The organism is Novosphingobium sp. 550D (assembly GCF_057401885.1).
In genome coordinates this window covers 3,554,608-3,578,381 of the sequence record NZ_CM171613.1, presented here as the reverse complement: position 1 = coordinate 3,578,381, position 23,774 = coordinate 3,554,608, and the positions used below count along the sequence as shown (strand labels likewise).

The following is a 23,774-nucleotide window of genomic DNA, read 5'->3' as shown; positions in this document are numbered from 1 at the left end:
GTACATGAGACTTACAAAAGATCAGCGCCGCACATTAACGTACCCATTCCAGGCCGATCTCTTCATAGATTTCCTTGGCGTCCGCCCAGTTTTCATCAATCTTGACGTGCAGGAACAGGTGTACCTTCACGCCCAGCAGTTCGGCCAACTCCGCCCGCGCCGCTTCGCCAATCGCCTTGAGGCGGGCGCCGCGCTTGCCCAGCACGATGGCCTTTTGGCTGTCACGCGCAATTACGATCTGCTGACGGATCTCGACACTGCCGTCGCGGCGAACCTTGTAGCTTTCCGGACGAACCGTGCTGTCATAGGGCAATTCGTCATGCAACTGACGGTAAAGCTGTTCGCGGGTGATTTCGGCGGCCATCAACCGTTCCGATGCGTCCGACACCTGATCTTCGGGGAAATTCCACGGGCCTTCGGGCATCAGATCGGCAAGGCGGGCCTTCAATTGCGCCACGCCATCGCCGGTCGAGGCAGAGATGAAGAAGACTTCGGCAAAATCCACCGCCTGCGTCAATTCCTGCGCCAGAACCAGCAGCGGTTCCTTGGGGCACAGGTCCACCTTGTTGAGCGCGAGCAGCTTGCGTTCCGGGCGACCCTTCAGCGATTCGAGGATTTCCTCCAAACCCTGACGGTTCTTTTTCGCGGCATCGACCACCAAAAGGATGGCGTCGGCTTCGGACGCGCCTTCCCATGCGGCGGCAACCATCGCGCGGTCCAGACGGCGGCGAGGGGTGAAAATACCCGGCGTGTCGGCAAGGATGATCTGCGTATTATGCTTGTCCGACTGTTCCAGCGCGATGCCCATCAGGCGGGCGCGGGTCGTCTGCGCCTTTTGCGAGACAATCGCCACCTTTTGCCCGACCAGCGCGTTGACCAGCGTGGACTTGCCCGCATTGGGGGCGCCCAGCACGGCCACCAGACCGCAAGATTCGACTACATCACTCATCCATATTGCCTTAAAAATGCGGCGGCCGCCTGGGTTTCGGCCTCCTGTTTGCTGTTGGCGACGGCTTCGACCTCGCCCACACCCTTGACCGCCACGGCGACGGTAAAGCGGGCGGCATGATCGGGACCTGAACGGTCAACCAGTCGATATTCGGGGGGCTTGCGGCGATTGCCGGCGGCCCATTCCTGAAGCGCGGATTTGGGGTGCTTGGCCTGTCCTGCATGGCCGCCGACCGCTTCGGCCCAAAGGCTACGGATCAGGGCGCGTGTGGGTTCAAAGCCGCGCGTGACAAAGGATGCGCCGATCAGCGCCTCCATCACGTCGCCCAGAATGTTTTCGCTGTCCGCGCCGCCATCATCGCGCGCCTGTTTGCCAAGGCGCATGTGTTCGCCCAGCCCAATGCCGCGCGCCACGGTCGCGCACATCTGTCGGCTGACCAGCACGTTCAGGCGCTGCGAGAGGCGGCCCTCGGCCGCGCCCTCGCTTTGATACAGCCATTCGGCAATGGTCAGGCCCAGAACCCGGTCGCCCAGAAATTCGAGCCGTTGATAATCCTCGATCCCCTTGCCACGCGGAGCAGCCTGCGCGGCAAAGCTGCCATGGGTCAGCGCCGCGATCCATTCCGGGGCATCGACATTGTCAGCACCGATCACGCGGGTCAGAAATTCCCGTGTGGCATCCGAAAGAGCCGGGTTGTTCACCGATTTGAGTGTCAGGCTCTTGGTCAAAAGGTGCCCCCGATCCGGTTCCATCGCGCGGCGGTCAGCCAGGTCCAAGGCTTGTACCATGAAACCGATCCGTCCGTCGACCACATCACGATGGTGGCGCGGCCCACCAGATTGCCTTGGGGCACATAGCCGATGCCGCCCACTTCGACGGGGAAACGGCTGTCCTGCGAATTGTCGCGGTCATCACCCATCAGGAACAGCGCGCCTTCGGGCACGATATAGGGCATCGTGTTGTCCTGCGGCGTGGCCTCCAGATCGAGGACGTTATAGGACTTGCCCGGCTTGCCATTGTCGGACGGCAGCGTTTCGCGAAATTGCGGATAGTGGCAGATGGTCTTGCCATCCTTCACCGTTTCATAATTCACATTCATGCCATAGCGCGGCTGATAGCAGGAGGTGTTGGGCGAGACGGCGATCTCGAAATCCTCGATCCTTTGCTTGGGCACGGCATTGCCGTTGATGTACAGCACGCCGCCCTTCATCTGGATCGTGTCACCGGGCAGGCCGATCACGCGCTTGATCCAGTCGTCCTGATTGGTCGGCGGGGCCTTGAAGATCACCACATCGCCGCGCTTGGGCTGGGTGGCCAGAATGCGGCCCGGGATCAGCGGCAGGCTGAAAGGCATCGAATAGCGCGAATAGCCATAGGGCCATTTGGCGGCCAGCAGATAGTCACCGTTAACCAGACGCGGCAACATCGATTCGCTGGGGATGTTAAAGGGCGAGAAGAAGAAGCTGCGGAACACCGCAACGATCACCACCAGCTTGATAAGGAAAACGAAAAAGTTCTCCTCCTGTTTTTCCGGCTTGGCGCCGGGCTTGGTGGTGGGTTCAACTTGGCTCATCAGTGCTTATCCTTGAATCTGGCCGTGCTGCCATGTTGGTCCAGAAGCGCCGCGTCAAGCCATGGATTGGCTGAGCAGGGCATGAACCGTGCATCTTTGGGGCAGGGGAATGGATGCAAAACGTATGCGGGGGCCTGATTCATTCAAAATTGCTGCGCTGCACCCTTGGCCAATTGTCATGCGCAGGGCATAGGCATGACGTATATATTTGATCGCATCTGCAAGACGGGAGTGAAGCGAACATGTCCACCAACCAATCGGCCAAGGCAGCTTGGGACCATCTGGCGGGCTTGCCGCGCCCCACTCTGGCGGAACTGTTCGCTGGTGATGCTGATCGCCTCAGCAAATTGTCGACGCGTTTCGAACTGGGCGAAGGGCTGGGCGGCATCCGCTTTGACTGGTCCAAGATGCACCTTGATGATGCCGTGATCGCCGGTTTTGAGGCTCTGGCCACCGCGCAGGATTTCGATGGCCGCCGCGCGCAATTGTTCGGTGGTGAAAAGATCAACAACACCGAAGGCCGCGCCGCCGAACACACCGCCCAGCGCGGCGTGGGCAAGGACACCAGCGTTGAGGAAGCCCAAGCCCTGCATCAGCGCACGGCTTCGCTGGTCGCCGCGATCCATGAAGGCGCGTTTGGCGAGGTCAAACATCTGATCCACATCGGCATTGGCGGTTCGGCCCTTGGCCCGGCGCTGGCGATTGACGCGCTGACCCGCGACGGCTGCGTGGTCGAGGTGCATGTCGTCGCCAATATCGATGGTTGTGCGCTTGAGGCCGCCTTTGCCAAGGCCGATCCGGCCACCACGATGATCGCGGTGGCGTCCAAGACCTTTACCACCATCGAGACGATGACCAATGCCAAGTCGGCCCTCAACTGGCTGAAGGAAAACGGCGTCGATGACCCCTATGGCCGCGTGGTTGCGTTGACCGCTGCGCCGGAAAAGGCGGTGGAATGGGGCGTGGATGAAACCCGCATCCTGCCTTTCCCGGAAAGCGTGGGCGGGCGTTATTCGCTGTGGTCCTCGATCGGTTTCCCGGTGGCGCTGGCGCTGGGTTTTGAGGAATTTGCCGAATTTCTGGCGGGTGCGGCCGCGATTGACGAACATTTCGCCAATACGTCGGGCGCGGACAATCTGCCCCTGCGCGCGGCCTTTGCCGATCAGCTCTACACCCGCCTGCGCGGTTGTCAGACGCGCGCCTGCTTTGCCTATGACGAACGCCTCGCGCTGCTGCCCGATTATCTGCAACAGCTTGAAATGGAATCGAACGGCAAGAGCGTGACCTTTGACGGCGCGCCGCTGGATGGTCCTTCGGCGCCGATCACCTGGGGCGGCGTGGGCACGGATGCACAGCACGCCGTGTTCCAGTTGCTGCATCAGGGCACCATCGTTGTGCCGGTGGATTTCATCGCCAGCATCGCGCCGGGCGATCAGCTTGATCCGGCCCATCACCGCATCCTGTTGATGAACTGCTTTGCGCAGGGCGCCGCGCTGATGGCGGGCAAGGATTCGGATGACAAGTCGCGCGCCTATCCGGGCAACCGTCCTTCGGCGACGATTCTGGTCGATGACCTCTCGCCCGCCAGCCTTGGCGCGCTGATCGCGTTCCACGAACATCGCACTTTTGCCAATGCGGTCCTGCTGGGCATCAACCCGTTTGACCAGTTCGGCGTCGAACTGGGCAAGCAGATCGCCAATGCCATTGACAAGGGCGAGGCCGAATTTGACGCCAGCACCACGGCGCTGCTGGCCGAGGCAGGGTTGGTTTAACCGACACTTTGCCATAATTGATGGAACCAAATCGCGCCATTTCTGAAAAGAGATGGCGCGATTTTTGTATAAATTTTCATTGAGTTGATCGCTTTTTCATGGATATTCTTCATCCGTTTGGGTGACTGAACAGGTTTATCGAAAAAGCGGGGGCTTCATGATCAAATATTGGCGCGGTCGCGGTGTCGGCCATGCGCTGGCGCTTGCCATTCTTTGCGGCGCGGCGGGGCATGTTCACGCGCAAAGTGCCGATCCGGTCAAGAAGCCCGACCTCATCCCGACCGATGCTCTGGCCGAACGGCCCTTTATGTCGACGCCCAAACTGGCGCCCGACGGGCTGCATATTGCCGCGCGCATGAATGTGAAGGGGGCGGAAAATCTGGCCATCCTTGCGGTCAGGAATGAACCGCCGATCCTGATCCCGATCGGACAGAAAAAGGGCGATCCGGACCTGCGCTGGTATCGATGGGCGGGCAATAACACACTGTTGATCAGCGTGGGCAAGCTGGTGCCATGGTATGATGACGAAGCCTTGCTGACGCGGCTGATCGCCTATGACATCACCACGAAAAAGATGACCTTTCTGGGCGATGCGACCGAAGGGTTGACGGGCGATGATGTCCTCTGGGTCGATCCGGAGGGTAAGAGCGTGCTGATGGCCTATCAGGCCACGATCTATCAATATCCCAGCATATGGCGCGTGGATATCGCGACCAATAAACGCAAACTGGTCGAATCGTCACAGGATGGCGTGTGGGACTGGTATGCTGACAACACCGGCGTTGTCCGCGTCGGATACCGGATGAAGGATGGGGGCAAATGGGACATGCTCTATCGCGCCAAGCCCGGGGAGCCGTTCCGCACGGTGGTTCGCGCCAAAAGCCGTGAAGATGAGGACGCGCAGATGAGCGCGGTGCATCTGTGGTCCGGGACGGACCTTGGCTATCGCATCCTGAAAAATGAAAAGACGGGCCGCGATGCGCTCTATCGCTATGACTATGCCAAGCGGGAACGGGGCGAGCTGGTCTTTGAATCGGCGAAAAATGATATCGAGGATTTCGACCTGAGCGAGGACAAGGGCGAATTGGTCGATGTGTCCTATACCGACGATCAATATCGCGTGCATTGGTTCGACAAGGAACTGGCCGAATTACAGGACAGTTTGGACAAATCGGTCGGCAATCGCCGCGCATGGGTGGTGACGCGCAGCCGGGATCGTCAAACGATGATCGTCCATGTCGGCTCCTCCTCGGATCTGGGCAGCTATTATTACTATCAACTGGCCGAAGGGGTGATGCATCGGCTGGCGGCGGTGAATGAAAAGCTGCGTTCGATCAGTTTCGCCGCCCCGCGCTATGTCACCTATAAGGCGCGTGATGGGCTGGATATTCCGGCCTATCTGACCCTGCCGGTGGGGCGCGATCCAAAGGGGCTGCCGCTGATCATCCTGCCCCATGGCGGCCCATATGGCGTGCGCGACGAAGGGGGTTTTGACACGGACGTCCAGTTTCTGGCCAATCGCGGCTATGCCGTGTTGCAACCGCAATATCGCGGGTCGAGAAGTTTTGGCGATGATTTCTATCAGAAGGGGCGCGGTGAATGGGGCCGCAAGATGCAGGATGACCTTGACGATGGCATGGACTGGCTGGCCAAGGATGGGGTGATCGATCCCAAGCGGGTTTGCATCGTGGGGTCGTCCTATGGCGGCTATGCCGCGCAATGGGGCGCGATCCGCAACCCGGAGCGCTATCGCTGCGCCGCCAGTTTCGCCGGTATTTCCGACATGCCCCGCAGCCTCAAGTTCCAGTTGAGCGACATGACCAATTTGAAGCGCGGGGCGGCCGAATGGAAAAAGACCGTCGTGGGGCCGGAGGATTTTGACCTTAAGACGATCTCGCCTTTGATGTTTGCGGATAAGCTGAAAGTGCCGCTGATGCTGCTGCACGGGGACAAGGATCAGCTGGTGCAGTACAAGCAATCCACGCTGATGGCCGATGCGTTAAAGGCGGCGGGCAAGGATTATGAATTCTATCCCATGCCCGGCGAAGGTCACGGCTTTTCCAAAAGCGTCAATGCCAAGCTTTGGTATGACAAGCTGGATGCGTTTTTGAAGAAGCATAATCCGGCGGATTAAGGGGCGTTGCTGACATCGGGGCGGTTTCAAGGGGTGAACGGATGAAGGTTAAATTGCGGCGGTTGCTGGCGCTGAGTATCTCAAGTGCGTTGTGCTGGACCCATGTTGGCATGGCCCATGCCCAGGGCGTTGCTCCGCCTGATCGCGTTGCACAGGTTCCTGTGGCGGCGGACTATGCCTCTATGCCCTTTGTCACCTTTCCCGTTCTGTCGCCCAATGGCGAATGGATGGCGGGATTGTTCGGCATTGCGGGCGAAAGACAGCTTTGCATGATCAGCCTGTTCGGCACGCTGGCGGATCGCCAATGTGTCGGCATGCCGGACATGACCGACGTTTTTGCGATTGAATGGGTCGGCAATGACAATGTCGTCGCCCGCCTTTCTCAGGCGACAAAGGCCGGCGACGGGACGTCCATGAAGTTTTCCCGGCTGATCGGATTCAATCGCTTGACCGGCCAATATACGACGCCCTTGCACAATGTGATGGGGCAAAATGCCTCTGATGTCCTGTGGGTGGCGCGTGATGGTTCGCCGATGATTTTGGTGGCGGCCCAGCAATCGATGTTCAATGAAACGGTCGACCGGTTTCGCGGCAATGACAATAGCCGGGAAGCTTTGTTCTGGCCTGCGGTGTTCCGGGTCAATGTCGCCACGGGTGAGGTGCAGAAGGTTCAGGGCGGGATTGAATATGTGCTCGATTGGCGCGCGGATGCTGCCGGGCGGCTGCGCATGGCGGTGGCATATCGCGATGACATCGGGCTGACGGGGGCCTTCTATCGCGGCGAAAAAGAGGATTTGATGCATTCGCTCAAATCCCCCGGCGATGGCAAGACAATGGCGCTGCCGGAAATTTTTCTGCCCGGCGGTGATCATGCGATCGTCATCCGCAATGCCAAGGATGGCAGTTCCTTGTGGGAGGTCGATCTGAACAGCGGGGCCGACGTGGCCAAGGTTTATGAAGCTCCCCCCGGTCGCACGATTGCCGATGTTCTGGCCAATGCTGACCGGACGGCGTTGATTGGCGTGTCGCTTTCGGGCGGGCGGGACGAAATTGTGTGGCTGGACAAGGATTTGGCCGAATTGCAGGCGAATTTGCAAAAAGCGGTGGGCGAACGACGGGCAAGCATCCTGTCGATGAGCGATGATCGTCAACGCCTGCTGGTGCGGTTGGATCGCGCCGATTCTCCGGGCTCGCTTTTCATGTTCGACTATGCCTCGGGCAAATTGCATGCCTTGGCCAATATGATGGACAGGCTGGGCAATGGGCCGCTCAACCCCGTGCGGGCGGTGCGTTACAAGGCGCGCGACGGGCTGGAAATCGAGGCGATCCTGACCCTGCCCAAGGGGCGTGTAGCAAAGGATCTGCCTTTTGTGGTCATGCCCCATGGTGGGCCTTGGGCGCATGACACGCTGGATTTTGATTATTGGGCGCAATTTGTCGCCAGCCTTGGCTATGGCGTGATCCAGCCCAATTTCCGCGGCTCGGACGGCTATGGCGAGGATTTCCTGAAAAAGGGCGAGGGCCAGATGGGGCTTGCCTGATGGGCGGTTCTTATGGCGGTTATGCGACGATGTGGGGGCTGGCGCGGGATCCCGATCTGTGGCGTTGCGGCATTTCCGTGGCGGGGGTTTCCAATCTTCGGCGCGATGTCAATGATATGCGCTCCTATCTCAACAGCCGGACCTATCAGGCCGATTGGAAGAAGATGACGCCTGATTTCAATGCAGTTTCGCCGATCAAGGCTGTGGCGCGAATCAAGGCGCCGCTGCTGCTTGTGCATGGCAAGAAGGATGTCCGGGTCGATTTTCAGCAATCGTCGGATATGGCGTCAAAGATGGAGGGCGCGGGCAAGGTGGTGCAATTCCTGCCCCTGCCCAAGGCCGATCACAATTTTTCGCGTGAGGCGGATCGGCTGGAATTGCTCAAGGCCACCGAGGCGTTTCTGCGCAAATATAACCCGCCCGATTAATATTGTATGCATTGCATACGGTCACTTGGCAAAGCCTTGTTCTGGCCCCATATCGGCGCGGAAATATGTTCCCCCCGGTGGAGTTAGACGATGGCCGAATTTGACTACGACCTGTTTGTGATTGGCGCCGGGTCGGGGGGCGTGCGCGCCAGCAGGATCGCGGCGGGCCACGGCGCACGCGTTGCCGTGGCCGAGGAGTTTCGCGTGGGCGGCACCTGCGTTATCCGCGGCTGCGTGCCCAAGAAACTGCTGGTTTACGCCAGCCAGTTTGCCGAGGAACTGCACGATACGGCAAAGCTTGGCTGGACGCTGGGCGAAAAGAGCTTTGACTGGGCGGCTCTCCGCGATTTCGTCGCCAGCGATGTCGATCGGTTGGAGCGGGCCTATACGTCCACGCTGGACAACAACAAGGTCGATCATTTCCACGAACGCGCCACCATCGCCGGGCCGAACACGGTGCGGCTGGCATCGGGGCGCGAGATCAGCGCCAAATACATTCTGGTGGCCGTGGGCGCTTGGCCGGTGATGCCCGAATTCCCGGGCAATGAACACGCGATCACCAGCAATGAAGTGTTCCATCTGGAGAGCTTTCCCAAGCGCGTGGTGATTCAGGGCGCGGGCTATATCGCGCTGGAATTTGCGGGCATCTTCAACGCTCTGGGCGCGCATGTCACGGTGGTGAACCGTTCGGACAAGATCCTGCGCAGCTATGACGAAAGCCTGACCGACCGCCTGTTGACCATGATGCGGGCGCGGGGCGTGGAATTCCGTTTCAACGCGCCGATTGAAAGCATCATTAAGCAGTCGGACGGCTCGCTCTGCGTCAACACCAAGGGTTTCCTGCCGATTGAGGCGGACGTGGTGCTAGTCGCCACCGGGCGCAAGCCCAAGACGCCGGGGCTGGGGCTGGAAAACGCCGGGGTGGAACTGGGCAAGAATGGCCAGATTCCAGTGGACGAATATAACGCCACCTCCTGCCCCTCGATCTATGCCGTGGGCGATGTGACCGACCGGGTGCAATTGACCCCCGTGGCCATCCGCGAAGGCCATGCCTTTGCCGACACCGTCTTCGGCGGCAAGCCCCGCACCATCGCCTATGACCATATCCCCAGCGCGGTGTTCAGCCAGCCGCCCTTGGCCGGCGTCGGCATGACCGAGGCGGCGGCGCGCGCGGCGGGGCACGACATCAAGATCTACACCAGCGATTTCCGCCCGATGAAGAACATGTTCGCCACGCGGGCGGAGCGTGGCTTTTACAAGCTGATTGTGGATACGGCGACCGACAAGGTCATCGGCGTTCACATGATCGGGCCGGATGCGCCCGAGATCTTGCAAGCCGTGGCAATTGCCGTGAAAGCGGGTCTGACCAAGGCCGATTTCGACGATACGGTGGCTTTGCACCCCTCGATGGCCGAGGAATTGGTGTTGATGCGGTAAGAAGCGGGGAAGGGTTTATATCACGAGGGGCTAGCCCCTCGTGGCTCCCCGATACTGTCTTTGTTGCGCTACGGGTTCAACCTTGCGGAAGGAGGCCCCGCCGGAAGCTGTTATTGTCTGCGGCGCTCCCATCTGGCGCTCACGGTTGGGTAGTGCGCGACAATGACAGTAATGGGAGCGCGAGGGTTATGACCTTCGCATTTTCACCCTTCCAATTCTTCCGCCAAAAACGCCGAAACTTCCGCCAAGGTCACATCCTTGGTCAAAAACGTCCCGCCGATCCCGCGCATCAACAGAAACGCCAAGCGCCCCGCATCGACCTTTTTGTCATGCAGCATATGGGCCGCCAATTGCGCCCCCGATACATTCAGCCCCAGCGCCCGCACATCCGCAGGCAGGCCCACGGCAGCGATATGGGCGGCAACGCGCGCTGCCTCATCCGCGTCCATCAGCCCCCGCCGCGCCGAAAACCGCGCCGCCAACACGCAGCCCAGCGCCACCGCCTCGCCGTGCAGCAAGCGGTCGGAAAAACCGGTTTCGGCCTCCAGCGCATGGCCGAACGTGTGGCCAAGGTTGAGCAGCGCGCGCAGGCCCGTGGTTTCAAACTCATCCTGCGCCACAATGCGCGCCTTGGCGGCCACCGAATAGGCCACCGCATATTCGCGCGCCGCCCGGTCGCCCGAGAGCATGGCCTCGCCATTGGCTTCACACCACGCGAAAAATTCCGGGTCGTTGATCAGCCCGTATTTCACCACCTCGGCATAACCTGCGGCCAATTCGCGGCGAGGCAGCGTTTCCAGTGCATCGAGATCGGCCAGCACCAGCGAGGGCTGATGAAATGCGCCGACCAGATTCTTGCCCGCAGGCGTGTTGATGGCGGTCTTGCCGCCCACGCTCGAATCGACCTGCGCCAAAAGGCTGGTCGGAACCTGAATGAAATGGCACCCGCGTTTCAGCATAGAGGCGGCGAACCCTGTCAGATCCCCGATCACCCCGCCGCCCAGCGCGATAATATGGTCACCCCGCTCCACCTCCAGCGCCAGCAGCCCATCGACCACCGCCACCAGATTGGCCCAGCTCTTGGTGCTTTCACCCGCGGGCAGGACATGCCACGCGGCCTTCTTGCCCGCGCGCTCCAGCGAGGCATCGACCGCCGCGCCCCATGCGCCATGGACATTCGCATCGGTAACGATCGGCACGACGGGCTTGCGCAAACGCGCTCCCGCTTCCTGCGCCAGATTGGCAATCAGCCCGGCGCCGACGCGCACTTCATAGGGGCGTCCGGCAATATCGACAGGAATAATCGGCATCGTTCAATCAGCCTTTCGCGCCATGGGCATTAAGCCATTCGTCCAGCGAGACCATCAGGCTGGCCAAAGTGCGCGAATGGGGCACATTGCCGCTCATCACTTTGATCGGGGCCTGCGAATAGAAAGGTTCGCGCGACGATTTGAGATTGGAGAGAATTTCACGCGGGTTGCCGGTTTTCAGCAAAGGCCGGTTGCCCTTGCGCGCCGTGCGATCGACCAGAGTATCGAGTTCCGCGTCCAGCCACACCGCAATCCCGCGCGCCAGAATCAGTTCACGCGTGGCATCATTCACAAAGGCCCCGCCGCCAGTGGACAAAACCTTCAACCCCGCCTTGCCATTGCCCGCATGGGGCAGCTTCAAACCGCTGGCCGCATCGCCCGGCGTGTTTTCGCCCAGCAGGCGGGCGATCACCCGGCGTTCGCCCTCGCGAAAGAAAGCCTCGCCGTAAGTGGCGAAAATATCGGGAATCGGCATATGGGCCGCCTTCTCGATTTCGTCATCGGCATCGACAAATGGCACATTCAGCAAGGCGGCCAGGCGCCGCCCAAGGCTGGTCTTGCCCACGCCCATCATGCCCACCAAAACGATGGGGCGGTCGATATGCGCCAGAACCGCGGCCAGATGAGCGGCCTCTGCTGCGCTTTCGGAAAGAGTGTGATCTTCATCCATTGCCGGGTTGCCTATACTTTTGCTAACCGGCGGCGCAAGCATGGCATGATGCAGGTCGCATTATGGGCCGTTATTTCGAGGATTTTGGATTTGACTGTCACGATCCGGCGCGATGGCGGCAAAAGCAGGGTGACGCAATCAAGGTCTATGGCACGGTCCATGGCCCATTGGGGGTGGTGGCTCCTGCTGGCGATTTTGCTGGCGGGGGGCGTTCTGATTGCGGCATGGATCAAGGGCGGGCCGGTGCAGATGCACGAACAGGCGGTGGAACTATCGGCCAGACAGGTCGGCGTGAACGGACAGGTAGGTCGATGAAAGTGGTTTCCAAAAGCATCCTGTCGCGCGGTGCTGTAACTTTGCTGGGTGCGGGCGGGCTGACGCTGGCGGCGTTGGGTGCCGGGGCGGCCGTGGCACAGAACGGGCCGGAATCGCTGCTGCCCCCCGGATTTGATCGTCCTGCGGCGCGTCCCACCCGTGCCGCCGCGCCTGTGGCCGCGCCGGGACGCCCGGTATCAGCCTCGCCCACGCCCGAACCCACGATTGCGGCGCAGCCGGTTGTGGAAACCCCATCAGGGTTGGGCGCGATTGGTGCGGCAACGGCGGTGGGGCCGGTGGTCCTGCCCGACGGCATCACGTCCTTTGAACAACTGATCGCTTTGCCGCCTGACAAGCTGGATCGCCTGTTGGGCCTGATCCCCAAATATGACATTCCCCCCGGCGCGCAGCGCGCGGTGAAACAGGTCGGCCTGCTCGACACGGGCGAGGGCGGCATGGCCCCCGAATCGCTGGCAGGTCAGAATGTCGGACTGGTCCGTGCGGTCCTGTCGGGCAATATGGGGCAAATGGTGTCGCGTTGGGGGCATATTCTGGTGCGCCGCGCTCTGGCCTCGCGTCTGGATGCTCCGGCGGAAATGGCGCCCACCGAATTTGCCGCACTGCGCGCCGCGCTTCTGCTGCGCATGGGCGAGGGCGTGGCGGCGCGCGCCTTGGTGCAGGATGTCGATCCGGGCAATTATGATCCCACGCTGACGCAAGCGGCGATGGATGCCTATATTGCGACGGGCGATTTCACCGGCTTCTGCCCGGTGATGCAGTTGAACTATTCAGCGCGCGATGATGCGTCATGGATGGTGATGCGCAGCATTTGCCAGACCTATGGCGGGGCCACCTCGACCGGCCAATCGGAACTGGACCGGCTGGGCAAGAGCAAGGTCTTGACCGGCATCGACATGGAACTGGCGCAGAAATATGCCGGGGCCGTGGGCGGCGCGCGCGCGCGGGCGGTCAAGATCGAGTGGGACAATATCGACGATCTGACCCCGATGCGCCATGGGTTGACGCTGGCCGTGGGTTTGGCGCCGCCCGAAACGCTGTTGGCCAAATCGGGGCCGATTTACGCGACGATGACGGCGCTTTCGCCGATGGCGGGCTTGGGCCTGCGTGCGGATGCGGCCGATGTGGCGGGCGCGATGGGCGTGTTGTCGGGCGCGGCAATGGTCGATCTCTACAGCCAGATCTACAACAATGATGACATCACCGGCGGCCCGGCGGAGCGTGCGCTTTTGCTGCGCGACGCCTATGTCGGGGTGACGCCTGCGGACCGGATGGCCGCGATCCAGCAATTGTGGGATGGTTCATCCAGCCCGATGGCGCGCTATGCGCGCATGGTGCTGACCGCCTATGCGGCGGCGCGGCTGGCCCCCTCGGCGGATTTGAGCGGACAGTCGGGCGATTTGCTGGCCTCGATGCTGTCGGCGGGGCTGGATGGCAATGCGGCGCTGTGGCGGCCGGTCGTCGAGGTCGGCTCGGCGGGCTGGGCGCAATTGGCGGTTGGCCTGCCCATGGGCGGCGAGGTCGATTCGGGCGCGGTGGAAAGCTTTATCGGCAATGACAAATCCGATGGCCAGCATCGCAGCGCCTTGTTGATCGCGGCTTTGTCGGGTCTTGGCCGGATCAAGGACGGCGATCGCGATTCGTTGCTGGGCAAGGTGAATGCCAGCGTGGCGGGCAATACGCGCTGGACCGGCACGATTGATGGCGCGGCCAATGTGAACAATGCCACGCTGGTCGCATTGCTGGCCGGTTTGGGGATGCAGGGGGATAGCTGGGCCAAGATGACGCCGCGCTATCTTTATCACATCATCTCGGCGCTTAACCGTGTGGGCCTGGGGGCCGAAGCCCGCATGATCGCCGCCGAAGCGGTGGCGCGCGGGTGAGGAAACCGCCCAGCGCGGCGGTCGCGGCCTTTCTGGCGATGCTGGCGGCGGAGCGCGGCGCGGCGGCCAATACGCTGGCGGCCTATGAACGCGATTTGCGCGGGGCCGAAGATGTGCTGGGCGATCTGGAGGGGGCCGATGTGGCCGCGTTGGAGCGATTGGCCGCGACATGGGGGCATTTGTCCCCGGCCAGCGTGGCGCGCAAATCCTCGGCCTTGCGGCAATTCTACGGCTTCCTGATCGACGAGGGCTGGCGCGAGGATGATCCCAGCCCGGCCTTGCCGCGCGTGGCGCAGCAGCGTCCCTTGCCGCGCATTCTGGGGCATGATGACATCGCCGCCCTGTTCGGTCGGGCCGAGGAGGAAGCGGCGGGCGATAAGCGGGAGCCGTTGCGGACGCTGGCCTGTCTGGAATTGCTCTATGGTTCGGGGTTGCGCGCGACGGAACTGGTGTCTTTGCCGATCAATGCGGTGCCGCGTGATGCGCCTTTCCTGACCATCACGGGCAAGGGCGGAGCGCAGCGCATGGTGCCGATCAGCGCGCGCGCGACGCAGGTTTTGCGGCGATGGATCGCATTGCGGGGGGCAGGCCGGGATTCGCGTTTCCTCTTTCCCTCGACCGGCAAGGACGGGCATCTGACGCGGGTGCGCCTGTTTCAACTGCTGCGGGCCTTGGGGGCGAGGGCGGGGCTGGACCCGACGCGGCTCAGCCCGCATGTGCTGCGCCATGCCTTTGCCACGCATCTGTTGGAAGGCGGGGCGGATTTGCGCGTGGTTCAGACACTTTTGGGCCATGCCGACATTGGCACGACCCAGATCTATACCCATGTCGATGCCGCGCGTCTGGTCGATTTGGTGAACCAACGCCACCCTTTGGCGACCAAGGCGGTTCATTGAAGGCCGAAAGGCTTGCCCAATCCCGCGCATCGCACTAGGGCCTTGCCCCATGGTTTCCTATCTCGAATTTGAAAAGCCGGTGGCGGCGCTTGACGCCCGCATCAAGGAATTGCGCGCAACGGCGGTGGAGGGCGACCTCGACATCTCCGCCGAGATCGGCAGGCTGGAGCGCAAGAGCGCCGACCTGCTGGCCAGCACGTACAAGGCGCTGACGCCTTGGCAGAAGACGCAGGTGGCGCGCCATCCGATGCGCCCGCATTTCGTCGATTACGTCGAAAAGATCTTCACCGATTTCGTGCCGCTGGGCGGTGACCGTCTGTATGGCGAAGATCAGGCGATCATTGGCGGCTTTGCCACGTTGAACGGGCGCAAGGTGATGTTGATCGGCCATGAAAAGGGCCACGACACCGCCACGCGCATCAAGCACAATTTCGGCATGGGCAAGCCCGAAGGCTATCGCAAGGCGATTCGCCTGATGGAACTGGCGGGGCGGTTTGGTTTGCCGGTCGTGACGCTGGTGGATACGTCGGGCGCGTTTCCGGGGGTTGAGGCCGAAGAACGCGGTCAGGCCGAAGCCATTGCCCGTTCGACCGAGGCCTGCCTTGCCCTTCGCGTGCCGATGGTGGCCGTGATCGTGGGCGAGGGCGGTTCGGGCGGCGCGGTCGCTCTGGCCAGCGCCGAACGTGTGCTGATGCTGGAGCATGCGGTCTATTCGGTGATTTCGCCCGAAGGTTGCGCCTCGATCCTGTGGCGCACCGCCGAAAAGGCGGCGGATGCGGCCGAAGCGATGAAGGTGACGGCGCAGGATCTGCTTGGCCTCAAGGTCATTGATCGCATTGTGCCCGAACCCATCGGCGGCGCCCATCGTGATCCCGATGCCGCGGCCAAGGCGCTGGGCAAGGCGATTGGCGAGGAATTGGACAAGCTGCTCAAGCTGGATGCCAAGCAGTTGCTGGCCATGCGCGAAGAGCGTTTTCTGGCGATTGGCGCCGAATAAGGTGCCCTATCGTTCGATTACACAAAAAGGGCGCAGCGCGGATGGTCGCTGCGCCCTTTTTGTTGTGCCGATGGCGCGGGCGGATGGCGCCCGTGCCAGCAGCGCCCCGGATCAGTTGGCCGCAGCGTTGGCGGTCGACATCTGCGACGAGGTGGTGTTGAAGGTGCTCTTAAGCTGATTGCCCAGGCCATTCATCGCGGTGATGGCGGCAACGGCGATCAGCGCGGCAATCAGACCATATTCAATGGCGGTGGCGCCGGCTTCGTCGCGGATCAGCTTGTTCAGGGACTTCATGTTTGATCTCCGTTGGTGTCGGACAAACCCCCTTGCCGACAATGGATAGATACAGTGAACCTTTTGATTATGCGACTATAATATATTGATTAACTGATATTAACCTTAAGATGCCCAATGGGCGCATGGTCCGGCCGGGCAAAAAGAAGGGGCGGCAGGTTTCCCCGCCGCCCCGTTCCTTAACCTTAACGCGCTGGCGAATTAGGCAGCAGCAGCGTTGGCCGTCGACATCTGCGACGAGGTCGTGTTGAACGTGCTCTTGAGCTGGTTGCCCAGGCCGTTCATGGCGGTGATGGCAGCAACGGCGATCAGAGCAGCAATCAGGCCATATTCGATGGCGGTCGCACCAGCTTCGTCGCGGATCAGCTTGTTGATGAACTTCATGGTCAGTCTCCTGTAGCAGTCTTTCCGCCCTGCCAGTTTTCCCGTCTCAGCCCGGCGGTGAACCTCTTCCTAGTGGAGATGTCTTAACAATCCGTCAGCGCGACCGAGTCGCTCGTGGATAATACGGATGGGCCGATTCATGGGGTGTCAGGACACCGCTCCGCTTTGCATTTTGCGAATGGCGGGTGGGCGACGCGGCAAAATGTGTGGCGAATCGGACGTTAAGGTCGAATCAGCTTCCAGTGGCCTGCTGGACGGCGGTTTCGGTCTGGGAGCTGACGTTGTTCCACGTTACGCCAATGGCATTGGCCATTCCGCTGAGCGAGGCGACCATGGCGATGACGATAAGGCCGCAAAGCAATGCATATTCGACCGCGGCAAGCCCGCGTTCGTCCCGAATGAGCCGGGCCAGGATTTTTGGAATAGACATATTTCCCGCCTGCCCAATTGCATTACGACGCTATTGTGCCCGATGCGGAGTTAATAAGCTCTTGAACGCTGTATAATTAGGTTTTCGGATGAATGGACAAAGGGAATAGGATGATTTTGCCGGTGGTGGCCGTGGCGCTGTTAAATAAGGATGGGCGCATATTGATGCAGCGCCGCCCGGAAGGGAAGGAGCATGGCGGCCTTTGGGAATTTCCCGGCGGCAAGATTGATCCGGGCGAGGGGGCTGTCGATGCCGCCCTGCGCGAGATGGAGGAGGAATTGGGTGTGGGGTTGGATGCCGATGCCCTCTACCCTGTCAGCTTTGCCGAGAATGGATCGGGGCGGCGCGTTCTCCTGCTGCTTTATGCTGCGCACATCTGGCGCGGCGAACCGGAGGCGCGGGAAGGCCAGCATTTTGAATGGATTGCGCAAGGCGATCTGATGGCGCTTTCCATGCCTCCGCTCGACGTTCCTCTGGCACAGGCGCTTTTGCGCTGGATCGCGGCCGGAAATGGGCCTTGTGAAAATTAGTTTTTGCGCGCTGCATTTTTCTGCTTGCCAAGCTGGTGAATGCCCCTTAGAGGCGCGGCTCCAACGCACCCGTAGCTCAGCTGGATAGAGCATCAGACTACGAATCTGAGGGTCGGACGTTCGAATCGTTCCGGGTGCGCCATTCCTCTTACAGGTGGAATGGACAGCCTTTTGGTTGTTGGGTCCTGTGCCAAATTGCGCACCCGTAGCTCAGCTGGATAGAGCATCAGACTACGAATCTGAGGGTCGGACGTTCGAATCGTTCCGGGTGCGCCAATTTGTCCATGGGTTTGCGACATGGTCGCCTTTTGCCCCATCGGGCATGTTTCCTCCAAAATGACAATTGTTCTTGCTTTGGCCGAGAGAACGGCCGAAAGCGGCGCCCAGAAGCGGTCGATAAAAGACCCGTAAACCATGCTGGCCCTGACAATGGCTGACGACGCCGCGAGAGGATTTCCTTGACGCCCCGTCGGTCCGATTGGCCCGCATGATGGAGTAGCGCAGGATGAACGTGATCAGCGACCATTTCGACCCGCATGATGATGCGGATGACGGCAAGCTGCCGGTGCCTCAGGAAGTTCAGGAAGCGATTCGCACGCTGATTCGCTGGTCTGGCGATGATCCGCAGCGCGAAGGGCTGATCGACACGCCCGCGCGTGTCGCCCGCGCGTGGAAAGAATATTGCCATGGTTACGACGAGGATCCCGCCGCCCATCTTTCGCGCACGTTCGAGGAAGTGGGCGGTTATAACGAGATTGTCCTGCTCAAAGACATTCCGTTCCAGAGCCATTGCGAACACCACATGGCCCCGATCACCGGCAAGGCCAGCATCGCCTATTTGCCGCGTGAACGCGTGGTGGGCATTTCAAAGCTGGCGCGCGTGCTGCATGGCTATGCCCGTCGTTTGCAGATTCAGGAGCGCCTGACCGCGGAAGTCGCGCAGTGCATCTGGGACAATCTGGACCCGGTGGGCGTGGCCGTGGTGGTTGAGGCACAGCATGGCTGTATGACCGGGCGCGGCGTAAAGACGCCGGGCGTGGGCATGGTGACCAGCCGCATGATGGGCGTGTTCCTGTCCGATCCGCGCAGCCGCAAGGAAGTGCTCAGCCTGATGGGCTATTGATCGGTTTTGTTGACCCGGCGCGTGCGGGGTGAAAAGGTGGGGTTATGAAATTCCAAGCCTTTGCCCGCCGCGCTATGCTTTGCGCTCTTGCCGCTGTTCCTCTGACTTCGGCCCAAGCCGGGGCGGCTGTCAGCAAGGCAAGCCTGCCCGTCGCCATCTATGCCGATCCGCCGCGTGATGCGGCCCATCCGGCGCGGATGGAGGTTTTGCACATTCCATCGGGCGGGCCATCGGGCGGGGTAGAGATCAATGGCGTGGCCTATCTGGCCTCTGGCGCCGCGCCGCGTCCGACGGTCGTGATTTGCCACGGTTTTCCCGGCAATGAAAAGAACCTCGATCTGGCGCAGGCGTTGCGCCGGGCGGGGTGGCACGCGATCACTTTCAATTATCGCGGATCATGGGGCAGCCCCGGCACGTTCCGCTTTGGTCAGAACCCGCAGGATCTGGAGGCAGTGCTGGCCTATCTGCGCGATCCGGCCCATGCCAAGGCCTTGGGCATCGACACTGCGCACATGGCGGTTGTCGGCCACAGCATGGGCGGATGGGTGACGGCCATGGCCGGGGCGCAGGATAGGGGGCTGGTGGCGCTGGGGCTGATTTCTGCCGCCAATTTCGGGGCGATTGGTCAGATGGCGCCGGGGCCGCGCGTCAAAATGATGTCCGAGAATATGGAAACGCTGGCCGGAACATCGCCGCAGGCCTTGTCGGATGAATTGGGCGCACATACTGCGGACTATGATTTCACCGGCACGGCGCCAGCTTTGGCCAATAAGCCTTTGCTTGTGCTGACTTCCGAAGATGGCCTTGCGGGCCATGTTGCGCCTTTGGTTGCCGCGATCCGCAAGGCGGGTGGGACAAAGGTGCAAACCGGACATGTCGTGACCGATCACAGCTGGTCGGACCATCGCGTCGATCTGGAGGCGCGGGTGATCCGCTTCCTGACCCCATATTTGCGCGGCAAAGGTTGATTCGACGCGGAATTGATTCGAAATTGAACGGAGTTCCCTTCGACGAGGGTTAATGATTTCCGCATCCTTTGCTTCATGCAAACTATGGATCGAACGCTTATTGCGACATGGGTCAAAGGATGGGGGGGTAAGATTCTCGCCATCCTTCTGGCCGGAATTCTGCCAACGTCGCCCGCATACGCGCTGATCGACCAGACATGGATATCGGTCTATGGCGTGGACAGCGGGTCGTGCAGCGGGACGGCGCCATGTGCCACGCTTGCCTACGCCCTTCGTCAAACATCCACCGGTGGCACGGTCTTTGTGATGGATAGCGGTTATTACGGCGCGGCCACTATCGACCGCAGCATGACCATCCGTTCCGAATATGGCCAGATGACGATGATCACCTCTTTGACCATCAATACGCCATCCACGGGCCAGGTCGTTGTGGACAATGTGGCAATTGAATGCGCAGCGCCCGCCCGCGGCATCACCTATGGTACCGGCGTCAAGATTTTAAGGGCAGCCGATGTTCTGCTCAACCACGTTTCGATCAAGGATTGTGCATCGGCCAACAGCGTGGCGGCCGGAGTCTATATCTATTCGACGACAAATTGCCGTGTGACGATCAATGACTCGGTGATTTTCAACAATCCGGTCGGCGTTCTGGTGTCCAGCACCGATGGTATGGCCCATGCCAAAATCTATCGCACCCTGTTTCTTTCCAATAGTGAATCGGGCGTGCGTGTGGTGGGCACGGGCAATGACGCGATCATGGCCGACAACAACATGCTGGGCAGTGTCAAGTCGATGGACCTGCAATCGGGCGGGGCGTCACGGTCCTTTGGCAATAATTCGATGACCAGTGGTGATACGCCCATCTTGATGTCGCAATATTGATTTAGCATTTGGGCTGAACTCGATCCCATTTTGGGCCAATCGGGATTCAGCCCTTGCGCCTGCTCGCCACCGTGCAATGGATTAGCCCCAAGGCTTGTGGGCTTAGCGAATTCTGGCGCGGGAAGCATGGCGGTCATTGCGGTTTACAGTTCCAAAGGCGGCGTGGGAAAGACGACACTGGCGGTCGATCTGGCCTGGCGCTCGGCCGCTTTGGGTGGGCATCGCACGCTGTTGTGGGATTTGGACGTGCAAGGTGGGGCCGGGTTCCTGCTGGGCATGGAGGAGGTGCCGAGGATGCGTGCGGCCAGCCTGTTCCAGCGTGAGGGGCGCCCGGAGCAGTTAATCGAGCCGACACCCTATCATGGCCTCTCGCTGCTGCGCGCCGATGACAGTCTGCGCAGCCTGCCGGTGCATTTGGCCCGGTTGGGTCAGAAGAAGCGGCTGGCCCAACTGACATGGCCGCTGCGGCGGGAATTTTCGCGCATCATCCTTGATTGCCCGCCCATGCAGAATGAGGTCAGCGAGCAGATCCTGTCGGCGGCCGACGTGCTGATCGTGCCCTTGCCCGCATCACCTCTGGCGGCGCGGGCGCTGGATTTGTTGCGGCGCGATTTGGTTAAGGAAAATGGGCGGCACCCGCCGCTCTTGCCCGTCCTGTCCATGTATGATGCCCGGCGCAAAGGCCATCGCGCCGCGAGAGAGGGCAAGATGGCGCCTTTCCCGGTGATCCCCATGGCCAGCATGATTGAACAGACGGCATTCCGCCGCGCGCCGATCGGAACATTTGCGCCCAATTGCGAACCGGCCCGCGCGCTGGATCGGCTGTGGCGCGCGATTGAGGTCAAGTTGCAGGACGAAGCGGCCGCATAATGGGCAAAACAAAACCCCGGCACCGCATGGGCACCGGGGCTTGTTTTGCCGATCCGGGGATCAGCGGAAAATCAGAGGTTTTCCAGCACGTATTCGGCGCTAGACACCTTGAATTCGCCCGGACCTTCGACGAAAACCTTTTCGACGACGCCGTCATTGACGACCAGCGCGAAACGCTGACCACGCTTGCCAAGGCCAAAGCCCGAACCGTCCATGGTCAGACCCAGAGCTTCGGCAAAATCGCCATTGCCGTCGGCCAGCATGGTGACGTCGGCGCTGCCCTTTTGCGCGCCCCACACGCCCATCACGAACGGGTCGTTGACGGCGGTGCACACGATTTCGTCCACGCCGGCTGCCTTGAGTTCAGCAGCCTTTTCCACGAAGCCGGGCAGGTGCTTGGCCGAGCAGGTCGGCGTGAAAGCGCCGGGCACCGAGAAGACAACGGCCTTCTTGCCCTTAAAATATTCGGCGGTCTGAACGGGTTCGCGCTCGGAATCGGTCGACTTGACGAGCTTGACGTCGGGCAGGCTTTCGCCGGGGGCGATGGTCATGGCTTTCTCCTTATACGGGGCGGCGCGTTAGGAAAGCCGCCTCCTGTCTGTGTCAGATATAGGCCGCCCTTTCGCAGTCGCAACCGGGCTTTGTCATGGAGGTGCGAATTTATCGCAAATGGAGCACATGACCGTGGGTGGTGCAGGTGTTAATCCGTGATCGTTGGGCAAGGGATATAAAGGAAGCTTTATATTCATTGCGCGCGCGGTGCCGCTGGGCTAAAGGGCGACCATGATGGCGTCCATGCGGCGCCCGAATTGTTGACACTCTCTCGTTGAGGAGCCCTCTCGTGACCACGCTGGAAGCCCAGAAGGACTATGTGATCGCCGATATCGGCCTTGCCGATTTTGGCCGCGCGGAAATCGCCATTGCCGAAACCGAAATGCCCGGCCTGATGGCTCTGCGCGCCGAATATGGCGCGGCCCAACCGCTCAAGGGCGCGCGGATCACCGGTTCGCTGCACATGACGATCCAGACCGCCGTGCTGATCGAAACGCTGGTTGCTTTGGGCGCGGATGTGCGCTGGGCCACCTGCAACATCTTCTCGACGCAGGACCACGCCGCGGCCGCCATTGCCGCGCAGAACATCCCCGTGTTTGCCGTCAAGGGCGAAAGCCTGGCCGAATATTGGGACTATGTGGGTCGCATTTTCGACTGGGGTGATGAACCCTGCAACATGATTCTGGACGATGGCGGCGACGCCACGATGTTCGCGCTGTGGGGCGCGCGCGTTGAGGCGGGCGAAGAACTGTTCGAGCCGTCGAATGCCGAAGAAATCGAATTTGTCCGCGCGCTCAAGAACTTCCTCAAGGCCAAGCCGGGCTATCTGACCGCCACGGTCAAGGCCATCAAGGGCGTTTCGGAAGAAACCACCACCGGCGTTCACCGCCTCTATGCGCTGGCCAAGCAGGGCAAGTTGCCGTTCCCCGCGATCAACGTGAACGACAGCGTGACCAAGTCGAAGTTCGACAACCTCTATGGCTGCAAGGAATCGCTGGTTGACGCGATCCGTCGCGCCACCGACGTGATGCTGGCCGGCAAGGTCGCTTGCGTTGCCGGTTTCGGTGACGTGGGCAAGGGTTCGGCGGCATCGCTGCGCAATGGCGGCGCCCGCGTGATGGTAACCGAAATCGACCCCATCTGCGCGCTTCAGGCTGCGATGGAAGGTTATGAAGTCGTCACGATGGAAGAAGCCGTCAAGCGCGCCGACATCTTCGTGACCTGCACCGGCAATGAAGACGTCATCACCGCCGACCACATGGCCGCGATGAAGCCCATGTCGATCGTGTGCAACATCGGCCACTTTGACAGCGAAATTCAGATTTCGGCCCTGTCGAACTATCAGTGGACCGAAGTGAAGCCCGGCACCGACCTGGTCACCTTCCCCGATGGCAAGCAGATCATCATTCTGGCCAAGGGCCGTCTGGTGAACCTTGGCTGCGCCACCGGCCACCCGTCCTTCGTGATGAGCGCATCGTTCACCAACCAGACGCTGGCCCAGATCGAGCTGTTCACCAAGGCCGACCAGTACAAGAACGACGTTTACGTCCTGCCCAAGCATCTCGACGAAAAGGTCGCCGCGCTGCACCTCGAAAAGCTGGGCGTGAAGCTGACCCAGCTCAGCCAGAAGCAGGCCGATTATATCGGCGTGCCGCAGGCCGGGCCGTTCAAGGCGGATCACTACCGCTATTGATCCTTTGGGATTGATTGTAGAAACGCCTCGCGGGGGAGAGATCCTTTGCGGGGCGTTTTTGTTTTTTGACAGGGTTTTTGCCTCCGGCGGGTTAAGGGCGGGGGCCCTTAACAATCCCGATAATG

General features: G+C 60.9%; 22 protein-coding genes, 2 tRNA genes and 1 pseudogene. 16 read left to right on the top strand and 9 right to left on the bottom strand.

Going from position 1 to position 23,774, the window contains the following annotated elements:
* Positions 1 to 34 precede the first annotated feature (34 nt).
* The 3 genes from era to lepB are packed head-to-tail and all read right to left on the bottom strand — an operon-like array spanning position 35 to position 2,522.
* Positions 35 to 949 carry a GTPase Era gene (gene era, locus AC2S2E_RS16970; RefSeq protein ID WP_486523159.1) on the bottom strand — a complete coding sequence of 305 codons (915 nt, stop codon included), beginning with the start codon at positions 947 to 949 and terminating at the stop codon, positions 35 to 37.
* Positions 946 to 1,719, bottom strand: a complete 774-nt coding sequence (rnc, locus tag AC2S2E_RS16965) for a ribonuclease III (protein ID WP_486524642.1) — start codon at positions 1,717 to 1,719, stop codon at positions 946 to 948. Before rnc ends, era begins: the two co-directional genes overlap by 4 nt.
* Positions 1,674 to 2,522, bottom strand: a complete 849-nt coding sequence (gene lepB, locus AC2S2E_RS16960) for a signal peptidase I (RefSeq protein WP_476104701.1) — start codon at positions 2,520 to 2,522, stop codon at positions 1,674 to 1,676. The genes rnc and lepB overlap by 46 nt, the downstream gene beginning before the upstream one ends.
* 242 nt (positions 2,523 to 2,764) lie before the next feature.
* On the opposite strand from lepB, the gene pgi reads away from it, so the two are divergent.
* The 4 genes and pseudogenes from pgi (at position 2,765) to gorA (ending at position 9,834) form a co-directional block, all read left to right on the top strand.
* On the top strand, positions 2,765 to 4,294 hold the full coding sequence (gene pgi / locus AC2S2E_RS16955) for a glucose-6-phosphate isomerase (protein WP_476104702.1): 1,530 nt from the start codon (positions 2,765 to 2,767) through the stop codon (positions 4,292 to 4,294).
* A 157-nt stretch (positions 4,295 to 4,451) separates the two neighbouring features.
* Positions 4,452 to 6,428 (top strand): alpha/beta hydrolase family protein, encoded by a 1,977-nt coding sequence (locus tag AC2S2E_RS16950; RefSeq protein WP_486523158.1) that lies wholly within the window; start codon positions 4,452 to 4,454, stop codon positions 6,426 to 6,428.
* 41 nt (positions 6,429 to 6,469) lie between these two features.
* Positions 6,470 to 8,397 (top strand): annotated as a pseudogene (locus tag AC2S2E_RS16945) (alpha/beta hydrolase family protein).
* 90 nt (positions 8,398 to 8,487) lie between these two features.
* Positions 8,488 to 9,834, top strand: coding sequence for a glutathione-disulfide reductase (gene gorA, locus AC2S2E_RS16940; protein ID WP_486523157.1), 1,347 nt, complete (start codon positions 8,488 to 8,490; stop codon positions 9,832 to 9,834).
* Between the two features lie 203 nt (positions 9,835 to 10,037).
* Here the strand turns inward: gorA and aroB are convergent, their stop codons facing one another.
* Both aroB and AC2S2E_RS16930 read right to left on the bottom strand, forming a co-directional pair.
* Complete coding sequence (gene aroB / locus AC2S2E_RS16935; protein WP_476104707.1) at positions 10,038 to 11,144, bottom strand: 3-dehydroquinate synthase; 1,107 nt, start codon at positions 11,142 to 11,144, stop codon at positions 10,038 to 10,040.
* Positions 11,145 to 11,151: 7 nt separating this feature from the next.
* Positions 11,152 to 11,814: a shikimate kinase gene (locus AC2S2E_RS16930; RefSeq protein WP_476104708.1), complete on the bottom strand. Its 663-nt coding sequence runs from the start codon at positions 11,812 to 11,814 to the stop codon at positions 11,152 to 11,154.
* Positions 11,815 to 11,973: 159 nt separating this feature from the next.
* Here AC2S2E_RS16930 and AC2S2E_RS16925 point away from each other — a divergent pair, with 159 nt between their 5' ends.
* From AC2S2E_RS16925 to AC2S2E_RS16910, 4 genes are read left to right on the top strand one after another with little or no spacing between them, the layout of a single operon-like run.
* Positions 11,974 to 12,129: a hypothetical protein gene (locus AC2S2E_RS16925; protein ID WP_486523156.1), complete on the top strand. Its 156-nt coding sequence runs from the start codon at positions 11,974 to 11,976 to the stop codon at positions 12,127 to 12,129.
* Positions 12,126 to 14,030 (top strand): hypothetical protein, encoded by a 1,905-nt coding sequence (locus AC2S2E_RS16920; protein WP_486523155.1) that lies wholly within the window; start codon positions 12,126 to 12,128, stop codon positions 14,028 to 14,030. Before AC2S2E_RS16925 ends, AC2S2E_RS16920 begins: the two co-directional genes overlap by 4 nt.
* 38 nt (positions 14,031 to 14,068) lie before the next feature.
* Positions 14,069 to 14,926 (top strand): tyrosine recombinase, encoded by an 858-nt coding sequence (locus AC2S2E_RS16915; protein WP_486524641.1) that lies wholly within the window; start codon positions 14,069 to 14,071, stop codon positions 14,924 to 14,926.
* Between the two features lie 49 nt (positions 14,927 to 14,975).
* Entirely contained in the window at positions 14,976 to 15,923 is a 948-nt protein-coding gene (locus AC2S2E_RS16910) for an acetyl-CoA carboxylase carboxyltransferase subunit alpha (RefSeq protein WP_486523154.1), read from the top strand.
* Positions 15,924 to 16,034: 111 nt separating this feature from the next.
* On the opposite strand, the gene AC2S2E_RS16905 is transcribed toward AC2S2E_RS16910, so the two are convergent.
* From AC2S2E_RS16905 to AC2S2E_RS16895, 3 genes are all read right to left on the bottom strand, one after another.
* A complete protein-coding gene (locus tag AC2S2E_RS16905) occupies positions 16,035 to 16,217 on the bottom strand; it encodes a Flp family type IVb pilin (protein WP_486523153.1) in 183 nt (60 codons plus the stop codon).
* Positions 16,218 to 16,418: 201 nt separating this feature from the next.
* Complete coding sequence (locus tag AC2S2E_RS16900) at positions 16,419 to 16,601, bottom strand: Flp family type IVb pilin (protein ID WP_476104717.1); 183 nt, start codon at positions 16,599 to 16,601, stop codon at positions 16,419 to 16,421.
* A 232-nt stretch (positions 16,602 to 16,833) separates the two neighbouring features.
* Positions 16,834 to 17,031, bottom strand: coding sequence for a Flp family type IVb pilin (locus AC2S2E_RS16895; RefSeq protein ID WP_476104718.1), 198 nt, complete (start codon positions 17,029 to 17,031; stop codon positions 16,834 to 16,836).
* Positions 17,032 to 17,141: 110 nt separating this feature from the next.
* Between AC2S2E_RS16895 and AC2S2E_RS16890 the strand changes: the two genes are divergently transcribed.
* From AC2S2E_RS16890 to AC2S2E_RS16860, 7 genes are all read left to right on the top strand, one after another.
* Complete coding sequence (locus AC2S2E_RS16890) at positions 17,142 to 17,561, top strand: (deoxy)nucleoside triphosphate pyrophosphohydrolase (RefSeq protein WP_486523152.1); 420 nt, start codon at positions 17,142 to 17,144, stop codon at positions 17,559 to 17,561.
* A gap of 65 nt (positions 17,562 to 17,626) precedes the next feature.
* Positions 17,627 to 17,703 (top strand) — tRNA-Arg (locus tag AC2S2E_RS16885).
* 57 nt (positions 17,704 to 17,760) lie between these two features.
* Positions 17,761 to 17,837: transfer RNA gene (locus tag AC2S2E_RS16880), tRNA-Arg, on the top strand.
* Between the two features lie 229 nt (positions 17,838 to 18,066).
* On the top strand, positions 18,067 to 18,684 hold the full coding sequence (gene folE, locus AC2S2E_RS16875) for a GTP cyclohydrolase I FolE (protein ID WP_476104720.1): 618 nt from the start codon (positions 18,067 to 18,069) through the stop codon (positions 18,682 to 18,684).
* 44 nt (positions 18,685 to 18,728) lie between these two features.
* Entirely contained in the window at positions 18,729 to 19,652 is a 924-nt protein-coding gene (locus AC2S2E_RS16870; RefSeq protein WP_486523151.1) for an alpha/beta hydrolase family protein, read from the top strand.
* An 84-nt stretch (positions 19,653 to 19,736) separates the two neighbouring features.
* A complete protein-coding gene (locus AC2S2E_RS16865; RefSeq protein ID WP_486523150.1) occupies positions 19,737 to 20,534 on the top strand; it encodes a right-handed parallel beta-helix repeat-containing protein in 798 nt (265 codons plus the stop codon).
* A gap of 126 nt (positions 20,535 to 20,660) precedes the next feature.
* On the top strand, positions 20,661 to 21,404 hold the full coding sequence (locus AC2S2E_RS16860) for a ParA family protein (RefSeq protein ID WP_486523149.1): 744 nt from the start codon (positions 20,661 to 20,663) through the stop codon (positions 21,402 to 21,404).
* Between the two features lie 71 nt (positions 21,405 to 21,475).
* Here AC2S2E_RS16860 and AC2S2E_RS16855 read toward each other — a convergent pair whose 3' ends face one another.
* Positions 21,476 to 21,955 carry a peroxiredoxin gene (locus AC2S2E_RS16855; RefSeq protein WP_476104726.1) on the bottom strand — a complete coding sequence of 160 codons (480 nt, stop codon included), beginning with the start codon at positions 21,953 to 21,955 and terminating at the stop codon, positions 21,476 to 21,478.
* A gap of 290 nt (positions 21,956 to 22,245) precedes the next feature.
* Between AC2S2E_RS16855 and ahcY the strand changes: the two genes are divergently transcribed.
* Positions 22,246 to 23,649 (top strand): adenosylhomocysteinase, encoded by a 1,404-nt coding sequence (ahcY, locus tag AC2S2E_RS16850; RefSeq protein WP_476104727.1) that lies wholly within the window; start codon positions 22,246 to 22,248, stop codon positions 23,647 to 23,649.
* Positions 23,650 to 23,774 lie beyond the last annotated feature (125 nt).